Raw genomic sequence first — 16,453 nt, 5'->3', positions numbered from 1 at the left:
GAGGGCGCGCCGGGGAGGGCGGCGGCCGCGTGACCCCTGAGGGCACAGGGACACCGCGCACGGCCGGTGCCACCGATCGCGGTGGCGCCCGCCACCCCCGGGCGGCCCGCCCCCGGACCGGAAGTGATCTTTCTCTCGTACCCCGGTTCCCGCAGGTCGGCGGGCGGCCCGGCGCGGCCCCGCGCAAGGCCGCGCCGCCGCCCGATCCGGGCCCCGCCGGGCCTCGCGCGGGCCCCGGACGGCCGGGCGCACCACGCGATACGGGGGGCCGTCTTCGACGTGAACGCGGGGAGCATGGAGAATCGGGGCCATGAGTGAAAATGTCTACTTCGATGTGTCGGCCAACGGCGAGAGCCTGGGCCGCATCGTCTTCCGGCTCTTCGACGACGTCGTGCCGAAGACGGCCCGCAACTTCCGCGAGCTGGCCACCGGCCAGAACGGCTTCGGCTACAAGGGCGCGCCCTTCCACCGCGTCATCCCCGAGTTCATGCTCCAGGGCGGTGACTTCACCAACGGCAACGGCACCGGCGGCAAGAGCATCTACGGCGAGACCTTCGCCGACGAGAACTTCCAGCTGAAGCACGACCGTCCGTTCCTGCTGAGCATGGCCAACGCGGGTCCGGGCACCAATGGCTCGCAGTTCTTCATCACCACCGTGGTGACCCCGTGGCTGGACGGCAAGCACGTCGTCTTCGGCGAGGTCGTCGAGGGCGAGGACGTCGTCAAGGCGATCGAGGGCCTCGGCAGCCGCTCCGGCACCACGGCCAAGAAGATCGTCATCGACGACAGCGGCGTCGTCGCCTGACCGTCCGCGTGACCGTGCGGATGCCGCCCGCGCACGGGCGCGGGCGGCATCCTGTCAGGTTCGTGCGTCGTGCCGTGCCTGCCGTCGCGCTGACGGGACAGGGACCGGTCGGCTCGGCGCTCTCCCGGGCAGCGCGGGTCAGACCTCGACTTCGAGACAGACCATGCGCTTGGTCCTGCGGGCGGTGAGGGCCGCCGCCCACAGGGGCTGGGCGAACGGCGGGATCAGCGGGGCCTCCACCCGCTCGGGGGCGGCGAAGCAGTAGCTGCCCGCGTCGTTCTCCTCCAGGTGGATCGAGCGCCGTTGCCGCGCGCTCACCTCACCACCGTCGAAGACGTAGTGCACGCGGGGCATCTGCCCTCCGGAGTCGAGCCAGGCGACCACCAGCAGGTCGCGTACCTCGATGTCGAGCCCCAGCTCCCGGCGTACCTCACGAGCGCAGGCGACGCTCGGGGACTCCTCTCCGTCGACGTGGCCTCCCGGGAGGTTCCAGTACTCCGTGTACTCCGGTTTGACCATCAGCACATCACCGCGCTCGTCGGTGATGAAGGCCCCCGCCGAAGCGGCGAGGGGCGGTGCGGCAGTATCCATGGCATCTTCCTGACTCAGCCAAGACATGACGTGAGCACCAGCGCGGGACCAGGGCGGGTCCCCCTGGGCTCAGGGGCGTACACCTGGTGACGATCGCCGGTACGCAACGGCCCGGTGTCACGTCCACTGGACATGTCACCGGGCCCACGCGCGCGCCCTTGACGGGCTCAAGGGCCTGACGCGCTGTCGCCGCCTGTTCATCGTTCCTCCCCGACCTCCGTGGTCCTGTGCCCACGGGGGTCATGGCATCACCTGGTGAAGCGTTCGTTCCACTCGCGGGGGCCGACCAATCCCCCAGGCAACGCACTGCGGTCGGGCGGGCGTGCCCTCCAGTACGCCGCGTCCGGCGCCGGACGCGGTGTGCGCAGATGCGTGGAGTCGGGAGGCCGTTGACCCGACGCTCCCGCCCCCATGCGGGTTGCCTCGGAAACAGGCCATGTCAACGAGAGGAACCTCCGGGCAGGCGTCGCTCGACGTCAGAGCCAACCTGCCCCCCGGCTCTGGCGTGAGACTGATCCTGATGCACTATCACACTCGGTGTCAACGATTGAGAACGACGCATGTCACAAGGGTGTCCGTCACCCGTTGATCCGCAGTGTCCCCGGCCGGGCCGCGAGCGGGCGCCGCAACGCGCGTAGCGCGGCGGCCACCGCTCGCCCTACGGCTCGCCGCCGGGCCGGGGGCGTCCGGATTCCGCTCTTGCATCAGCCGGACCACCTCGTCGAGGGCCGGAAGGAGATCACGCAGGGTGTCGATCTGGGCCCCGTCCCGCGTGCTGCGCAACGCCACGGAGCGCGCGCCCAGTTCCTGAAGCACCGCCCGTGTCGCGAGCTTCGGCAGGTCCTCGTTGACCATCCGGCGCAGATAGGCGATGAGCGCGGCCCCTTCCGTGCGGGAGCAGAAGCCCTCCGGCACGCGGAAGAACAGCTCCAGGCGGGCGGCGTGGTCGTGGTTGGCGCCGCGCTCGCCGTTGATCAGGTTCGACACGTGCTGGGCCGAGATGCCGGTCGCCCGGGAGATCTCCCGCAGCCCGTACGGCTCCTGGCCCGTCGCCGTCTCCTTCAGGCGGGTCCGCTGGAGGAAGCGCAGGCGCTGCTGGAACAGCGCCTTGCGGAAGCTCTCCCGCGCGTACTTCTCGCGCGGCTCCTCCTCCGGGGGCTCACCGGCGAGCAGCGCGCGCACCCGCGGGGGCTCGATGCCCGTGGCACGGGAGATGAGCGTGACGTCCAGGAGGCGGCCGCGCGAGGTCCCCAGGCGCCGGGCGTAGGCGTCGACGTCGTCGAGGAGGCGGGCGATCTCGTGTGCAGGCGCCGGGTGATGGTCGGCTGCGTTCACCTGAAGGTCTCCATGGGGCCACCGAACTCGTTGGGCGCCCCCGAGCGTATCCACCTCGATCGTCCCCGGCCAGCGGTGTCCTCAATTGTTGACACACAACCTGCGTGTGGCAGAGGATCGGCGGGTGATCGGTACGGGGTCCGCGCGCCCGGTCGCGGCCCCGCCAACCACCGTCCAGCACCCGCCTCTTGGCCGACCCGGAACCCGATGCGATGACCCTCACAGCAGCCCCGCGGCCGAGCACCGACCCGCCGTTACCGCCCTGCCGCCGCCCCGCCCGCCGTGCGCGGCGAGCGCCCCTCGTCGCCGTGCGCGCCCCGCGCTCCCGTCCTGTCAGCCACGCGCCCGCCTGCGTCCGCGGGCCAGCTTCCCGTGAAGGCCACTGATGGATCTCGCGCACCCGCTGCTCCGCCTCGACGAGTACGCCGCCGACGTGCCCGCCCAGGGCCACCGCATCCGCGCCCTCGGACCGCTGGTACCGGTGGAGCTGCCCGGGTCGGTGCGGGCCTGGGCGACCGCCGACCACGCCGTCGCCAACGCGGTGTTCCGCACCCGGGGATTCGTCAAGAACCCCCGCCTGTGGTCGGCGTACCGCGACGGCGAACTCCCCGACGGCTGGCCGCTGCTGCGCCTGGTCGCCGTCGACAGCATGCTCACCAAGGACGGGGCCGACCACCGGCGGCTGAGCACCCTGGTCGGCCGGGCGTTCACCCCCCGCAGGGTCGCGCGGCTGCGGCCCCGCGTCGAGGACCTCACCGCCGAACTCATCGAAGGCCTCGCCCTCGCGGCCCCCGCGGGCCCCGTCGACCTGCGCCGCTGTTTCGCCTTCCACCTGCCCCTGCGCGTCCTGTGCGAACTGTTCGGCCTCACCGACCCGGTGGACCGGCAGCGCCTGGCCGACCTCTACGGCGCGCTGCACCACCGCCACGTCACGGCGGCCGACGCCCAGGCCGCCGACACCGGCATCCGCGAGGCCCTCGACGCCCTCGCCGCCGCCAAGAGCGTCACGCCGGGCGACGACCTGACGTCCGCCCTGATCGAGGCGCACGACGCCGCCGACACCCCGCTCAGCGCACGGGAGTTGGTCGACACCCTCGTCCTGTTCCTCGTCGCCGGGCACGAGACCACCCAGAACCTCATCACGAACGCGGCCCGCAACCTCCTCGACCACCCCGGCCAGTTGGCCCTCGCCCGCCAGGGCGCCGCGGGCAGCGACTGGTCCGGAGTCGTCGAGGAGACGCTGCGCCGCGACTGCCCCGTGCACACCGTGATGTTCCGCTACGCCGCCACCGACCTGGAGGTGCCCGGCACCGGCGTGACGGTCCGCGCGGGCGAGCCCGTGCTCGTCCACCTGGCCGCCACCGGGCGCGACCACGCCCAGTTCGGCCCCGGCGCCGACGCGTTCGACGTGACGCGCGCGGACGCCGACCAGCACCTGGCCTTCGCCCGGGGCGCGCACTACTGCGTGGGCGCCCCGCTGGCCCGGCTGATGGCCGGGACCGCGCTGCACGCGCTGTTCACCAGCTTCGACGTCACCCGCACCGACCTGGACGCCCCGATGCCGCTGCCGGGCCGCGCCGCGAACTCCGTGCGGGCGCTGCCGGTCACGCTGGCGCCGCGCCTGGTGTGCCTGCCGGTCGGAGGCGCGTGAGCGCCCGGCCCGTGGCGCGCCCCGAACCCCGCGCCCGGCCAGGGAGGTTGACGCGCCCGCCGGAGCCGGTTGACGGACCAGGGTCCCCGCCACCGCGGGGCGGCCGCTTGATAATCTCGCTCCGCATGTCGGCCTGTACGGACGGTTACTGAGGGAGCGTGGGGCGTGTCCATGAGCACGAAGCGACCCGGGGGCGTGGGGCGGCCGCCGCTGAGACCCGGCGGTCCCCGGTTCCCCCGCCCGGACCGGTGGACTGACCCCGTGCTCGCGACGCCGTGGCACCGCCTCCGTCCGGCCTCCGCGCTGGGCGCGACGGCCCGGGCCCGCGCGGCCGTGCGCAAGCACCGGGCCTGGGCCCGGGCCCGCCGCCGGGCCACCCGCATCATCCGCGTCGACCTGGGCCTGCGCCCGGGACACGGCCTCCAGGACCTGATCGACGCCGTCGCCGCCCGGCGCCGCCGCCCGATCACCGTGCTGCGCCTGGCCCTGCCCCCGCACGTGAGCGGCTTCTGCGTGCAGGGCCGGGCCGGTGACACCGTCGTCGTCACCGCCGACACCAGCGAACGCCAGGGCCTGCACGTGCTGTTGCACGAGCTGTACCACCTGCTGCGCGAGCCGCCGGACGCGGGCACCCCGTCCGTCGCCGCCTGCGACCTGCTCGACCTCGACGCGGTCACCGCCCAGTTGCCCTCCCTGCCCGCCGACGCCGTCCGCGACGTGCTGTCCCGCCCGGCGCGGCTGCGCTGCGGGTACGAGGAGGACGAGGAGTGGTCGGCGGAGGTCTTCGCCACCGTCGGCCTGCTGCTGCTCTGCCTGGACGACGGCGTCAGCCGCACCGGCTCGATGACGACCGCGTTCGCCCACCGGTGGTCCGACGTCTGATGTGGCTCGTGGTGTGCACCGTCGTCAACCTCGGCCTCGCCGCGGTCCAGTTCGCCCTCGCCGCCGTCAAGGCGCTCGCGGCCCGCCGCGAACCCGACCTCGCGCTCAAGCTCACCGCCTCCGTCCTCGCCAACGCCGGGCTCGCCTTCCTGCTGAGCGCGCCCGCCGTCCACGACGCCGTCGGCGCGGCCGTCGGCTCCCCCAGCCTGCCCGCGCTGCTCATCTACTGCCTGACGCTCCTGTGCGTCGGCCACGCCCATCTGATGACGCAGCTGTGGCGCCCGGAGCGCCGGGCTCCGCACGTGCTGCGCCGCACCGTGCTCGCCTGGGCGCCGGTGTACGCCGGGACGATCGTCGTCATGGCGGTGCTCTACGCCCGCGCGGATCTGCTGGACGCGGACCGCCCGGTCCGCTTCGCGGCGGCCTACGGGCACGTGCCCGAGGTGGCGGCCCTCCACCTCACGTACGTGGTCGCCCTGTTCCTCACCGTGGGGGTGACGCTGCTCCAGTTCCGCGGCCTGGTCGCGCCCGACGGCCCGGGGACGCTCGCCGGGGACCTGCGGCCCTGCGTGGTCTGGTTCGCGCTCGCGCTGGCCCTGGACGTCGCCCACGTCGTCTGCTCCGTGACCGTCGTCCTCTGCTCCGTCAGCGGCGGCTACCGGCTCGACTTCCTCGCCGACGTCTCCTGGCTGGCCACCATCGCCAGCGGGCTCGCCGTCACCCACGGCATGTCCCGGCTCACGGTCACCGCCCGCCGGGAGGAGCGGCGCGACCACCGGACCCTTCAGCCGCTGTGGGGCACGGTGGTGCGCGCCGACCCCCACCTGGTCCTCGCCCCCGGCCTGTTGTGGAGCGGCTGGGACACCCGCATCGCCCTGTCCCGCCGCCTGGTCGAGATCCGCGACGGGGCCCGCAGCCTCAGCCCCTGGATGAGCGCCGCGCCCGCCCGCGCGGTGGCGCAGGTGGCCCGCCGGGACCGCGGCTACCCCGCCGAGGACGTGGTGGCGGCGCAGGCCGCGGCGACGCTGCTGTACGCCGCCGGGGCGCGGGAGCGCGGTGAGCCGCCGGTGTCCGCCGAGGAGCGGCTCGCGGCGCTGCCGGGCGCGGACGTGCCCGCCGCCGCGGAGCGGGCGCACCTCGTGCTGGTGGCCCGCTACCTGCGGCACGTCCTGGTCGCCGAGGCGCTGATGCTCGTACGCCGGGAGCGGACCGGGGACCTGGAGACGTGGGCGCGGCGGCCCGGGCCCGGGGTCAGCGCGCGCTCGTGAGCAGCCGCACGGCCAGGAAGGACGGTTCCTGGCTCAGCTTCTCGTACCGGGCCTCGTCGACGTCCCGCAGCTGTGGCAGTGGCCGCGGCTCGACGAGGCGGTCCAGGGTGAAGCCCGCGGCCAGCCACTCGCCCAGCAGGGCCTCCAGGGTCAGCCGCTGGTAGCGGATGGTCAGCGACGGGTCGGGGAGCCTGGCGTCCACCCACGCGTCGTCGAAGTTCGAGCCGCCGTGGTGCAGCCACTCGGCCGTGGGGTGGGTGGTGGAGAGGACCAGCCAGCCGCCGGGGCGCAGCACGCGGCGCAGTTCGGCGAGGAGTTGGGCGCGGGCCGTGACGTGGTGGTAGACGAGCGCGCACACGGCTCCGTCGTAGGTGGCGTCGGCGGCGAAGTCCAGGGGCGTGTCCAGGTCGTGCCGACGCAGCTCGGCGCGGTCGCCGACGCGGTCGCGGGCGTGCCGCAGCAGTGTGGCGCTGCCGTCGACCGCCGTGACGCGGGCGCCGCGGTCGAGCAGGTCGGCGGTGTAGTGCCCGGCGCCGCAGCCGAGGTCGAGGACGTGGCGACCGGCGACGTCGCCCGCGAGGGCGAGGGTGGCGGGGCGGTCGGTGTGGGCGTTGTACGGGCTGGCACCGGCGAGCTGCGCGAAGTAGTCACCGAGGCGGTCGTGGTAGGCGTTCTCCGGGAGCGTCATCCCGCTATCTGATCACGCCGGGCCCCGGGGGTCCGGTCACGGCCGCCGCGTCACCGCCGCGTCCAGCAGCGGCCCCAACTCCCGTGCCACCGCCGTCAGGGCGCGGGCGTCGCGCTCGGCGCGGGCGATGAGCAGGGCGCCCTCGGCGGCGCTGATCATGAGGGTGGCGAGGGACTCGGCCCGGGCGGAGGGGACGCCCATGTCCGTGAGCGCCCGGGCCACCGGGCGGGTCCAGCAGGCGAACGCCTCCGCCGCGGCGGTCCTGGTGGACTCGGTGGTCTCGACGCAGTCGACGACGGCGGCGGCGACGGGGCAGCCGGTCGTGGCGTCGGGCGTCGCCTGGAGTTCGTCGGTCCACTGCCGCACCATCTGCGCGTACAGTCCGCTCGGCGTGGGCTCGGGCAGGGCGGCGAGGAAGCGGGCGACGCGCCGGGCCGCGTAGTTCCCGCCCCACCGCACGGCCTCGTTGACCAACTGCTCCTTGCCGCCGGGGAAGTAGTGCTGGAGCGAGCCGCGCGGCGCCCGCGCGTGGGCGACGACGTCGCGCATCCCGGTGGCGGCGACGCCCCGGCGGCGCATCAACTGGGCGGCGCTGAACACCATGCGCTCACGCGGCCCCCGCTCGGACCCCATCGTCGGCCTCCCCTGATCTGACACTGACCTGAACTGACGTGAACTGACCTGAACTGACGTGAACTGACCTGAACTGACGTGAACTGACCTGAACTGACGTGAACTGACCTGAACTGACGTGAACTGACCTGCACGACCTGACACCGGCCGCGCGACCGGAGTTGACCTGCACAACCAAAGCTGACCTGAGCTGACCTGCACCGACCCGCGCCGATCACGGATCCGGTCAGCTTAGGCGGCGGGCATCCCTGTGGTGGGCAGGGTAGCGCGGGCTACTATGACGGCTGTCATAGACACAGAGGTCAGCGGCCCGCTGGGCGGGTCAGAGACGGGGTGTGCGGTGGACGTGGGATTCCTGGGGCTCGGCGTCATGGGGCAGCCCATGGCGCTCAATCTGGCCCGTTCCGGCGCGGAGCTGACCGTCTGGAGCCGCACCGCCGCGAAGGCCGGGCCCCTGCGCGCGGCGGGGGCCCGGGTGGCGGACGGCCCCGACGAGGTGCTGGCGAAGGCGGACGTCGCCTTCCTCATGCTGGCCGACGCGGACGCGATCGACGCGACCCTCGGCCGGGGCACGGCACGGTTCGCGGCGCGGGTCGCCGACCGCGTCATCGTGCCCATGGGGACGACCTCGCCGGAGTACTCGCGCGGCCTTGAGGCCGATGTCCGCGCGGCGGGCGGGCGGTATGTGGAGGCGCCCGTGTCCGGCTCCCGCGTGCCCGCCGAGGCCGGGCGGCTGGTGGCGATGCTGGCGGGCGAGGAGTCGGCGGTGGCGACGGTGCGGCCGCTGCTGCGGCCGATGTGCCACGAGTCGTTCGTCTGCGGCGCGGTGCCGCACGCGCTGTCGATGAAGCTCGCGGTGAACCTGTTCCTGATCACCACGGTCACCGGGCTCGCCGAGGCGTTCCACTTCGCCGAGCGGCAGGGCCTCGACGTACGGCAGTTCCTGGACGTGCTTGACGCCGGACCGATGGCCAGCAGCGTGTCCCGGATGAAGGCGCCCAAGCTGCTGGCCCGCGACTTCGCCGTACAGGCCGCCGTCCGCGATGTCCTGATGAACAATCAGCTCGTCGCGGACGCGGCCCGCGCCAGCGGCGTGGCCTCGCCGCTCCTCGACGTGTGCCATGAACTCTTCGCCGACACCGTGGCGTTGGGGCACGGCGGGCAGGACATGGCGGCGGTGCTGCACGCGATCGAGGCACGCACCGCGCGGCCGGAGCACCGGTAGGAAGCCTCCTCCGGAGCACCGGTGCGCGTACGGGACCGGGTCAGCCCACCAGTTCGCCCAGGACGCCCACCCCCTCCGCGATGTCCGTCGGCGTACTGGCCGCGTAGCCGAGCACCAGGCCGGGGCCGTGCGGGCGCTGGGTGTGCCACGACAGCGGCTGGACCTTCACGCCGCGCTCCAGGGCCGCCGTGGCGAGCGCCGTGTCGTCGGGCGTCCGGGCGGCCGTCGCGGCGTCGAAGGTGACCATCAGGTGCAGGCCCGCCGCGGCCCCGTGGACGACGGCGCCCGGCAGGCGGGTCCTGATGGCCTCGATCATGGTGTCGCGGCGCACCCGGTGGCGGCGGCGCAGGAACCGCAGATGGCGCTCAAGGCCGCCGGACTCCATCAGGTGGGCGAGCACCAGCTGCGGCAGCGCCGCGTTGCCGAGGTCGGCGAAGCGCTTGGCGTCGACCAGCGCGCCGTGGTGGCGGCGGGGCGCCAGCAGCCAGCCCACGCGCAGGGCGGGGGCGAGCAGCTTGGACACGCTGCCCGCGTACGCGACGTGGTCGGGGAGCGTGGACCGCAGGGCGGGGACGGGCGGCCGGTCGTAGCGGTGCTCGGCGTCGTAGTCGTCCTCGATGACCAGGCCGCCCTCCCGCGTCGCCCAGTCGGCCAGGGCGCGGCGCCGGGCGCCGTCGAGGACCACGCCGGTCGGGAACTGGCGGGCGGGCGTGAGCAGCACCGCCGGGGCGCCGGTGGCGCGCAGGGCGTCCACGCGGACGCCGTGGGCGTCCACCGGGACCGGCGGGGTGGCGAGCCCCGCGTTGTGCAGGTGCTGGCGCAGGCCGAGCGAGCTGGGGTCCTCCAGGGCGACCTCGGTGATGCCCTCGGCGCGCAGCAGGATCGCGAGGAGGCCGAGCGCCTGCGCGGTCCCGGCGACGATCAGGACGTCCTCCGGGTCCACCGCGATGCCCCGGTTGCGGGCCAGCCAGCGCCCGACGGCGCGGCGCAGGGCCGGGGTGCCGCGCGGATCGCCGTACCCGAAGTCCGAGGGCGCCAGAGCGGCGAGCACCGCGCGCTCGGCCCGCAGCCAGGCGGCGCGCGGGAACGCCGCGAGGTCCGGCAGGCCCGGCGACAGGTCGATGCGGGCGGGGGCGGCGCGCAGCGCGTCGAAGACGTCGGTGGCGTCCGGGTCCGCGAACAGGCCGCGGTCGGCCGCGCCCGCGGGTCCCGGCTCCCCGCCCGCACGGCCCGGCTCCCCGCTCAAGGGGCCCGGCTCGCTTCCCGCGCGGGACGAGTCTCCGGCCTCGGGCGCCGGACGCCCCAGCGGCGCCGCCACCACCACCGTGCCGCCCCGTCCCCGCCCCGCCACGTGCCCGTCCTCCGTCAGCCGCCGGTAGGCCTCGGTGACCACGCCGCGCGACACGCCCAGCTCCGCCGCCAGGACCCGGGTCGCGGGCAGTCTGCTGCCCACCGGCAGCAGGCCCCGCGCCACCGCGCGCCGGATCTGCCGGGCCAGCCAGTCGGCGAGGCCGCCCCTCGGGGCGTCGGCGGTATTGAGCTGGAGGAAGTCCGAGGCCGCTGCCGGGGCGGGCGCACCCGTGCCGCCGGAGCCACCGGAGCCGTCCCGCGTTATGGACCTGCCGGAAGGAGATCCATTGGACCTGTTCATGGAGCCATTGTCGCGCCAGAGTCAAGGCATGGAGTTCCTGCTCACCTCGCTCGTCATCACGGCGACACCGGGCACCGGCGCCCTCTACACCATCGCCGCCGGACTCTCCCGGGGCGCCCGCGCCAGCCTCGTCGCGGCCGTCGGCTGCACCCTCGGCATCGTGCCGCACGTGCTGGCCGCGATCACGGGCCTGGCCGCGGTCCTGAACACCAGCCCGGTCGCGTACCAGACGCTGAAGTACCTCGGCGTCGCGTACCTGCTGTACATGGCCTGGAGCACCCTGCGCGACACGAGCCCGCTGACCGCCGACGAGGACGGCGCCCCGCGCTCGGCGGCGGGCGTCATCCTCAACGCCGTACTGATCAATCTGCTGAACCCGAAGCTGACGCTGTTCTTCTTCGCGTTCCTGCCGCAGTTCGTGCGCGACGACGACCCGCACGCGCTGCCGCGCATGGTCCAGCTCAGCGCCTGCTTCATGCTGGTGACGTTCGTCGTGTTCGCCGCGTACGGGCGGTTCGCCGCGGCGATGCGGGACCACGTCATCGCGCGTCCGGGGGTGACGACCTGGCTGCGGCGCGTCTTCGCGGGCGCGTTCGCCGCGCTGGCCGCCACACTGGCCCTGTCCTGACCCCGCCGCCCCCGGCCTCCCCTCCCCTCGCTTCCCCTCGCCTCCCCTCCCCTCGCTTCCCCGGATCGCCCCTCCCTGTCCGTCTCAGCCGATCGGAACCTCATCGTGTACTTCCAGCACTCCAGCGCCCTGTGGCAGGACTTCCCGGCCCTCGTCCCCGGTGTGATCCACGTCAAGGGCATCACCCCGGACGCGATCGTCGACGACCCCGTCGCCGCGTGCGGCGCCCGCGCCGCCACGCGGCTCTCCGGCACCGCGGAGGGGCAGTTGCCCGAGATCCAGGCCTGGCGGCGCGCGTTCTCGGCGATGGGGCTCAAGCCCACCCAGTACCGGTGCGCCTCCGAGTCCCTGCTGCGCCGCTTCCGCAAGGAGGGCGCCCTGCCGCGCATCCACCCCCTGATCGACCTGTGCAACGCGGTGTCGCTGGCGTACGCCATCCCCGTCGGCGTCTTCGACGTCTCCCGCGTGTCCGGGAACCTCGAAGTGCGGTACGCCGACGGGGACGAGGCGTACGAGACGTTCTCCGGCGCCGTCGAGCGGCCCGACGCCCGTGAGGTCGTCTTCGCCGACGACGAGCGCCGGGCCCACGCCCGGCGGTGGACCAACCGGCAGAGCGGCTACTCCGCGGTGCGCGAGGCCACGTCGGAGGTGCTGATCGTCTCCGAGGCGCTGCACGACTCCGCCGCCGACGACATGGCCGAACTGCTGGAGTCGCTCACCGCCGCGCTGCGCGAGGTCTGGTCGGTCACACCGACGACGGCGGTGCTGACCCCGGGCTCACCGCGGTTCGCCTGCTAGACGCCCCGGAAGCGGGCCCAGGGTCGCTAGTCGTTGCTAGTCGTCGCTAGTCGTTGCTGACGAGCACCGTCAGCCGGTAGTTCAGGTCGTCACCCCACTCGATGTTGACCCAGATGACGTACTGGCCGTCCCGGGCGGCCACGTTGTGCACCGTCATGCGGGCGGCTCCGACGAACGGGTCGCCGTTGCCGTCCACTTCGGTGATCGAGGCGACGATGCTGCTGGTCTTGAAGGAGACGGGCGAGTTGATGGGCTGGACGAAGCTGCCGCGTCCCCTGCCGTTGAAGACGCGCCGGATGACTGTGCTCACTACCTACCCCTCCCGGTGGCTGAATTCCGCGCGCACTGCTTCGTTCCGTTCCGTGCCGTTCACGCCTCGGCGTCGTCCTCGGGCTCACGCACCCGAGGCTCCGCCGCCGCCTGGCCGCCGACGTCCGCCGCCTGGTCGTCGTCGGCGACCGACGCCCTGAGCGGGACCACGCCCCGGGCGGCCGGTTCGTCCTCGCCCGCCGCGGCGATCCTCGGGGCACCGTCCCCTGCCTGCGTGCCGCTCACGCACAACCCCCTCTCCATGAGGTCCCGGCGCCGGGTCCGGTCGGCCGGGCGGGGGCATCGTCCTGCCGACCGAGCCTCGCGTCCACACCCAAAAGCCGCCATCGTCATATGTCGGAGCTATCTGCCGTACTCCACCAGACTCGTCGGAAGGACCACCGTGCGGGACGGCGCGGCGGCCGCTGTCCGCGAGCGCCGCTCCCGCAGCCGGTCCAGGAGCAACCGCCCGGCCGCGCGGCCGAGTTCGTCGCTGTCGTACGCCACCAGGGTCAGGGGCAGGCCGAGCGCGTCGGCGAGTTCGAAGTCGTCGAAGCCCGCGAGGTCGGTGCCGGTGCGGGCGGCGCGGATGGCACGGAACGCCCCTATGGTGTTGCGGTTGTTGGAGCAGAACAGCGCGGTCGGCGGGTCCGGCAGGGCGAGCAGCTCGGCCGCGGCGCGCTCGGCCTCGTGGGTCTGGGACTGGCCCTGCCGCACCAGGCGCGCGTCGGCCGCCGCGCCCGCGTCGGCGAGCGCGGCGCGGTAGCCCCGCAGGCGCTCGGTGCCGGTGTGCACGGCGGGCGGCGAGCCGAGGAAGCCGACGCGGCGGTGGCCGCGGGCGAGCAGCCGGGCCGTGGCGTCGCGGGCGCCGCCGAAGTCGTCGACCAGGACGCAGTCGGCGTCGAAGCCGTCGGGCGGGCGGCTCGCCAGCACCACGGGCACGCCGTCGGCGGCGGCCGCCGCGAGGTGGCGGTGGTCGGCGCCCGCGGGCACCGCGATGATGCCGTCGACGCGGCGCGCCACCAGGTCGGCGACCAGGTCCCGTTCGCCCCGCGGGTCCTGGCGGGTGTTGCCGATGACCGTCTTCAGTCCGTCGCCCGCCACCACGGCGTCGACGCCGAGCGCGAGCCGCGAGTAGAAGGGGTTGGCGAGGTTGGTGACGACGAGTCCGACCAGGCCGGTGCCGCGGCCCAGGCGCAGGCTGCGGGCCACCTCGTTGGGCCGGTAGCCGAGCGCCGCGGCGGCCGCGCGCACCCGGTCGCGGGTCGCGGGCAGCACCTTCGGGTCGTCGCGCAGCACCCGTGACGCGGTCATCGCGCTGACCTCGGCCCGCTCGGCGACGTCCCGCAGCGTGGGCTTGCCCCTCCTCGGCTCCCGTGCGGGCATGCCGCGCCTTCCCTTCCCGGCCCCCGGCCGTCACCGCACGCGCGCGGGCGCCCCTCAGCGCTCGGCGTGGACCGCCGCCCCCACGAGGCCCGCGTCCTCGCCCAGCGCCCCCACGCGCAGCCTCACCGGAGTATCCCGCAGACCGGCGCGCAGCGCGGGCCCGACCAGGTCCCAGGAGCCCGTCAGGCCGCCGCCCACGACCAGCGCCGTCGCGCCGAAGTCCCGTACGCGGGGCGCGAGGACCCGGCCGAGGGCGGTGAGCGCCTCGTCGAGGATCCGGTAGGCGCGGGCCTCGCCCGCGCGCGCCCGCGCGGCGACGTCGCGCACGTCCACGCCGGGCGCGCCGTACCGCGCGAGGACGGCCCGGCGCGACACCACCTCCTCCAGGGGGCGCCCGTCGACGGTGACCAGGTCCAGGCGCCCCTGCGGCGGCACGCCGGGCCCGTGGCCGCGCGGTTCGCCGTCGGCGAGGAAGGCGGAGCCGACGCCCGTGCCGAGGGTGACGCCGATCCACCGCCGGTGGCCGCGGGCGGCGCCCGCGCGCTGCTCGCCGAGCGCGAAGGCGTGCGCGTCGTTGAGGAAGGCGACGCCCGTGGGCCGGGGCCAGACGCCGTCGAGGAGCACCGACCCGACGTCGATGCCGTACAGGTCGGCGAACTTGCCGACGCCCTCGAAGCGGGCGACGCCCTTGTCGTAGTCGAAGGGCCCGGGCACGGCCACGCCCCAGGTGCCGCCGGGCGGGGCGTCGAGGTCGGTGGCGCAGCGGACCACCGCGCCGAGGACCTGCTCGGCGGTGCCCCGCGCGTCCAGCGGGCGCCGCACCCGGCGCGTCACCCGGGCCCGGGCGGGGTCGACGAGCGCGGCCGTGACGTGCGTGCCGCCGATGTCCAGGACGGCTCTCACGCGGCGCCCCGGACGAGCGCCTTGACGACCTTCGCGGGTCCGCCGCGGGCCGCGATCGCGTAGGCGCCGACGGCCGCGGGCACGGTGAGCGTCTCCGCGTACGCCAGCGGATGCGTCCGGCCCGCCGCCGTGCGCACCTCGACGCCCTCGCCGTCGACGACGTTCAGGACGTGGAAGCGGCCGTCGGTGTCGTCGGCGGCGACGGCGTCCTCGTCCAGGACGAAGCGGCGCACCTCGTAGAACATCTCGTCGAGGGCGCCGATGGCCTCCTCGCGCCAGCCCGGCCCGGACCGCAGTGTCCTGGGCTCCTGGACCAGGTCGCGGGCGACGGCGTCGCCGCGCCGTGCGGTGTCCAGGTTCGCCAGGCCGTGCTCGTAGGGCAGCGGCCGTGGCCGCCCGTCGGCGTCGGGGCGCAGCCAGTCGTAGAACCGCAGGCTGTACAGGTACGGCGTGGCGCTGATCTCCAGGACGACGTTGCCCGCGCCGCTGGCGTGCGGGGTGCCCGCCGGGATCATGAACAGGCGGCCCCGCTCGGCGGGGAACGTCAGGACGTGGTCCTCGGGGTCCATGGGCACGCCGTCCGTCACCGCCTCCTCGATCTCCTTGCGGAACAGGTCGGGGTCGGCGTCCTCGCGCAGCCCGAGGAACACGCGGGTGCCGGGGCCGCTCCGGGTCAGGTAGTAGGTCTCGTGCTGGGTGTAGGGCCAGCCGAACCGCTCGCGCATGTACGGCTCCCGGGGGTGGCAGTGCACCGACAGGTTGCCGCCGTCGACGGTGTCGAGGTAGTCGAAGCGGATGGGGAAGGAGGTGCCGAAGCGGGCGTGGACGTCCGGGCCGAGCAGGGCGCGCGGGTGCAGCGCGCACAGCAGTTGGAAGGGGACCTCGGCCTGCTGGTGCGGCCCGGTGCCGATGAGCACACCGGACTCGGGGGCGATCAGCTCGTAGCCGAGCGCGGTGTTGCGGGCGCCCGCGTCGAAGCCGAGGACGCGCTGGGCCCAGTGGCCGCCCCACGGCGTGGAGTTGAAGTAGGGCCGGGTGCGCACCGGTCCGCGGGCGAGGGCCGCGAGCGTGGCGCGCAGGCCGTCGCCGTCGAGGTAGGTCGGCCGGTCGCGTTCCTGGGTGTCGAGCCAGGCGTCGACGCGGGGGGCGAGCGCGTCGCGGTGGCGGTCGAGCATCGGCCAGTCGACGTAGAACAGCCGTCTGAGGGTGGCCGGTTCGCCGGGCAGGGCGAGGTTCCGCCCGGTGCCCGCGGTCACGGCGGCCTCCGCGTACCGCTTGGGGAGGTCGGCGTACCAGAGCACGTCGTGCGGGACGAGCGCGGCACCCGGGCCGATCACCAGCAGCAGGCCGCCGCCGGGCGGTTCGGCCGCCGGGAGCGCGTCGAAGAGGGCGCGAAAGGGGGCATCGGCGAGCTTGCAGTAGTACGGGTCCCCGGCGCCGTCGTCGGTGCGCGCGCGCACGGCGTCGGGCGGCGCGTAGTGGGCGCGCACGTCGAGGACGCGCACCGGGGTTCCGGCGGCGGTCAGCGCCGCGGTGAGGCGGGCGGCGAGCAGGTCGAAGTCGACGGTCGGCGGTCCCTCCACGGCCACGGTCGCGGGGGCCGCGGGCAGGCGGGCGGCCACGGCGGGCCAGCCGGTGGCCAGCACGGCACCGGGCGCGGGGCCGTAGCGCGGGTCGAGCGCGTACACGCGGGCTCCTTC

Annotated in this window: 17 protein-coding genes; 7 read left to right on the top strand and 10 right to left on the bottom strand. The window is 74.8% G+C overall.

What is annotated here, in order from left to right:
• The first annotated feature begins 310 nt into the window (after positions 1-310).
• Positions 311-805 (top strand): peptidylprolyl isomerase, encoded by a 495-nt coding sequence (locus ACOBQU_RS35355; protein ID WP_423633017.1) that lies wholly within the window; start codon positions 311-313, stop codon positions 803-805.
• A 138-nt stretch (positions 806-943) separates the two neighbouring features.
• Here the strand turns inward: ACOBQU_RS35355 and ACOBQU_RS35350 are convergent, their stop codons facing one another.
• Both ACOBQU_RS35350 and ACOBQU_RS35345 read right to left on the bottom strand, forming a co-directional pair.
• Positions 944-1,396, bottom strand: a complete 453-nt coding sequence (locus ACOBQU_RS35350) for an NUDIX domain-containing protein (RefSeq protein ID WP_423633015.1) — start codon at positions 1,394-1,396, stop codon at positions 944-946.
• A gap of 540 nt (positions 1,397-1,936) precedes the next feature.
• The gene (locus ACOBQU_RS35345; RefSeq protein WP_423633013.1) at positions 1,937-2,731 is read right to left on the bottom strand and encodes a helix-turn-helix transcriptional regulator; all 795 of its coding nucleotides are present in this window, start codon (positions 2,729-2,731) and stop codon (positions 1,937-1,939) included.
• 385 nt (positions 2,732-3,116) lie between these two features.
• On the opposite strand from ACOBQU_RS35345, the gene ACOBQU_RS35340 reads away from it, so the two are divergent.
• The 3 genes from ACOBQU_RS35340 to ACOBQU_RS35330 all read left to right on the top strand — a co-directional run bounded on the left by ACOBQU_RS35340 (position 3,117) and on the right by ACOBQU_RS35330 (position 6,532).
• Positions 3,117-4,382, top strand: coding sequence for a cytochrome P450 (locus tag ACOBQU_RS35340; protein WP_423633011.1), 1,266 nt, complete (start codon positions 3,117-3,119; stop codon positions 4,380-4,382).
• A 261-nt stretch (positions 4,383-4,643) separates the two neighbouring features.
• On the top strand, positions 4,644-5,264 hold the full coding sequence (locus ACOBQU_RS35335) for a hypothetical protein (RefSeq protein ID WP_423633009.1): 621 nt from the start codon (positions 4,644-4,646) through the stop codon (positions 5,262-5,264).
• A gap of 8 nt (positions 5,265-5,272) precedes the next feature.
• Positions 5,273-6,532, top strand: coding sequence for an MAB_1171c family putative transporter (locus ACOBQU_RS35330; RefSeq protein ID WP_423633007.1), 1,260 nt, complete (start codon positions 5,273-5,275; stop codon positions 6,530-6,532).
• On the opposite strand, the gene ACOBQU_RS35325 is transcribed toward ACOBQU_RS35330, so the two are convergent.
• Together ACOBQU_RS35325 and ACOBQU_RS35320 are read right to left on the bottom strand one after the other, a co-directional pair.
• Positions 6,516-7,220 (bottom strand): class I SAM-dependent methyltransferase, encoded by a 705-nt coding sequence (locus ACOBQU_RS35325; protein WP_423633005.1) that lies wholly within the window; start codon positions 7,218-7,220, stop codon positions 6,516-6,518. The two genes, ACOBQU_RS35330 and ACOBQU_RS35325, sit on opposite strands and share 17 nt — an antisense overlap.
• A 36-nt stretch (positions 7,221-7,256) precedes the next feature.
• A complete protein-coding gene (locus ACOBQU_RS35320; protein ID WP_423634925.1) occupies positions 7,257-7,823 on the bottom strand; it encodes a TetR/AcrR family transcriptional regulator in 567 nt (188 codons plus the stop codon).
• Between the two features lie 370 nt (positions 7,824-8,193).
• On the opposite strand from ACOBQU_RS35320, the gene ACOBQU_RS35315 reads away from it, so the two are divergent.
• On the top strand, positions 8,194-9,078 hold the full coding sequence (locus ACOBQU_RS35315; RefSeq protein ID WP_423633004.1) for an NAD(P)-dependent oxidoreductase: 885 nt from the start codon (positions 8,194-8,196) through the stop codon (positions 9,076-9,078).
• 40 nt (positions 9,079-9,118) lie between these two features.
• On the opposite strand, the gene ACOBQU_RS35310 is transcribed toward ACOBQU_RS35315, so the two are convergent.
• Positions 9,119-10,729 (bottom strand): PLP-dependent aminotransferase family protein, encoded by a 1,611-nt coding sequence (locus ACOBQU_RS35310; RefSeq protein ID WP_423633002.1) that lies wholly within the window; start codon positions 10,727-10,729, stop codon positions 9,119-9,121.
• Between the two features lie 28 nt (positions 10,730-10,757).
• Here ACOBQU_RS35310 and ACOBQU_RS35305 point away from each other — a divergent pair, with 28 nt between their 5' ends.
• Both ACOBQU_RS35305 and ACOBQU_RS35300 read left to right on the top strand, forming a co-directional pair.
• Positions 10,758-11,357, top strand: coding sequence for a LysE family translocator (locus ACOBQU_RS35305; RefSeq protein ID WP_423633001.1), 600 nt, complete (start codon positions 10,758-10,760; stop codon positions 11,355-11,357).
• A 105-nt stretch (positions 11,358-11,462) separates the two neighbouring features.
• Positions 11,463-12,155, top strand: coding sequence for a B3/4 domain-containing protein (locus ACOBQU_RS35300; protein WP_423633000.1), 693 nt, complete (start codon positions 11,463-11,465; stop codon positions 12,153-12,155).
• A 46-nt stretch (positions 12,156-12,201) separates the two neighbouring features.
• Here ACOBQU_RS35300 and ACOBQU_RS35295 read toward each other — a convergent pair whose 3' ends face one another.
• The 5 genes from ACOBQU_RS35295 to ACOBQU_RS35275 all read right to left on the bottom strand — a co-directional run bounded on the left by ACOBQU_RS35295 (position 12,202) and on the right by ACOBQU_RS35275 (position 16,441).
• Positions 12,202-12,465, bottom strand: a complete 264-nt coding sequence (locus tag ACOBQU_RS35295) for a hypothetical protein (RefSeq protein WP_423632998.1) — start codon at positions 12,463-12,465, stop codon at positions 12,202-12,204.
• A gap of 59 nt (positions 12,466-12,524) precedes the next feature.
• Positions 12,525-12,710, bottom strand: a complete 186-nt coding sequence (locus tag ACOBQU_RS35290; protein ID WP_423632996.1) for a hypothetical protein — start codon at positions 12,708-12,710, stop codon at positions 12,525-12,527.
• 117 nt (positions 12,711-12,827) lie between these two features.
• Entirely contained in the window at positions 12,828-13,850 is a 1,023-nt protein-coding gene (locus ACOBQU_RS35285; RefSeq protein WP_423632994.1) for a LacI family DNA-binding transcriptional regulator, read from the bottom strand.
• Between the two features lie 54 nt (positions 13,851-13,904).
• Positions 13,905-14,753, bottom strand: a complete 849-nt coding sequence (locus tag ACOBQU_RS35280) for an ROK family protein (protein ID WP_423632993.1) — start codon at positions 14,751-14,753, stop codon at positions 13,905-13,907.
• Positions 14,750-16,441, bottom strand: a complete 1,692-nt coding sequence (locus ACOBQU_RS35275) for a class I mannose-6-phosphate isomerase (protein WP_423632991.1) — start codon at positions 16,439-16,441, stop codon at positions 14,750-14,752. Before ACOBQU_RS35275 ends, ACOBQU_RS35280 begins: the two co-directional genes overlap by 4 nt.
• Positions 16,442-16,453: the final 12 nt, after the last annotated feature.

The organism is Streptomyces sp. G45 (assembly GCF_049542095.1).
GTDB lineage: Bacteria > Actinomycetota > Actinomycetes > Streptomycetales > Streptomycetaceae > Streptomyces.
This window is presented reverse-complemented; position numbering and strand designations above follow the sequence as displayed.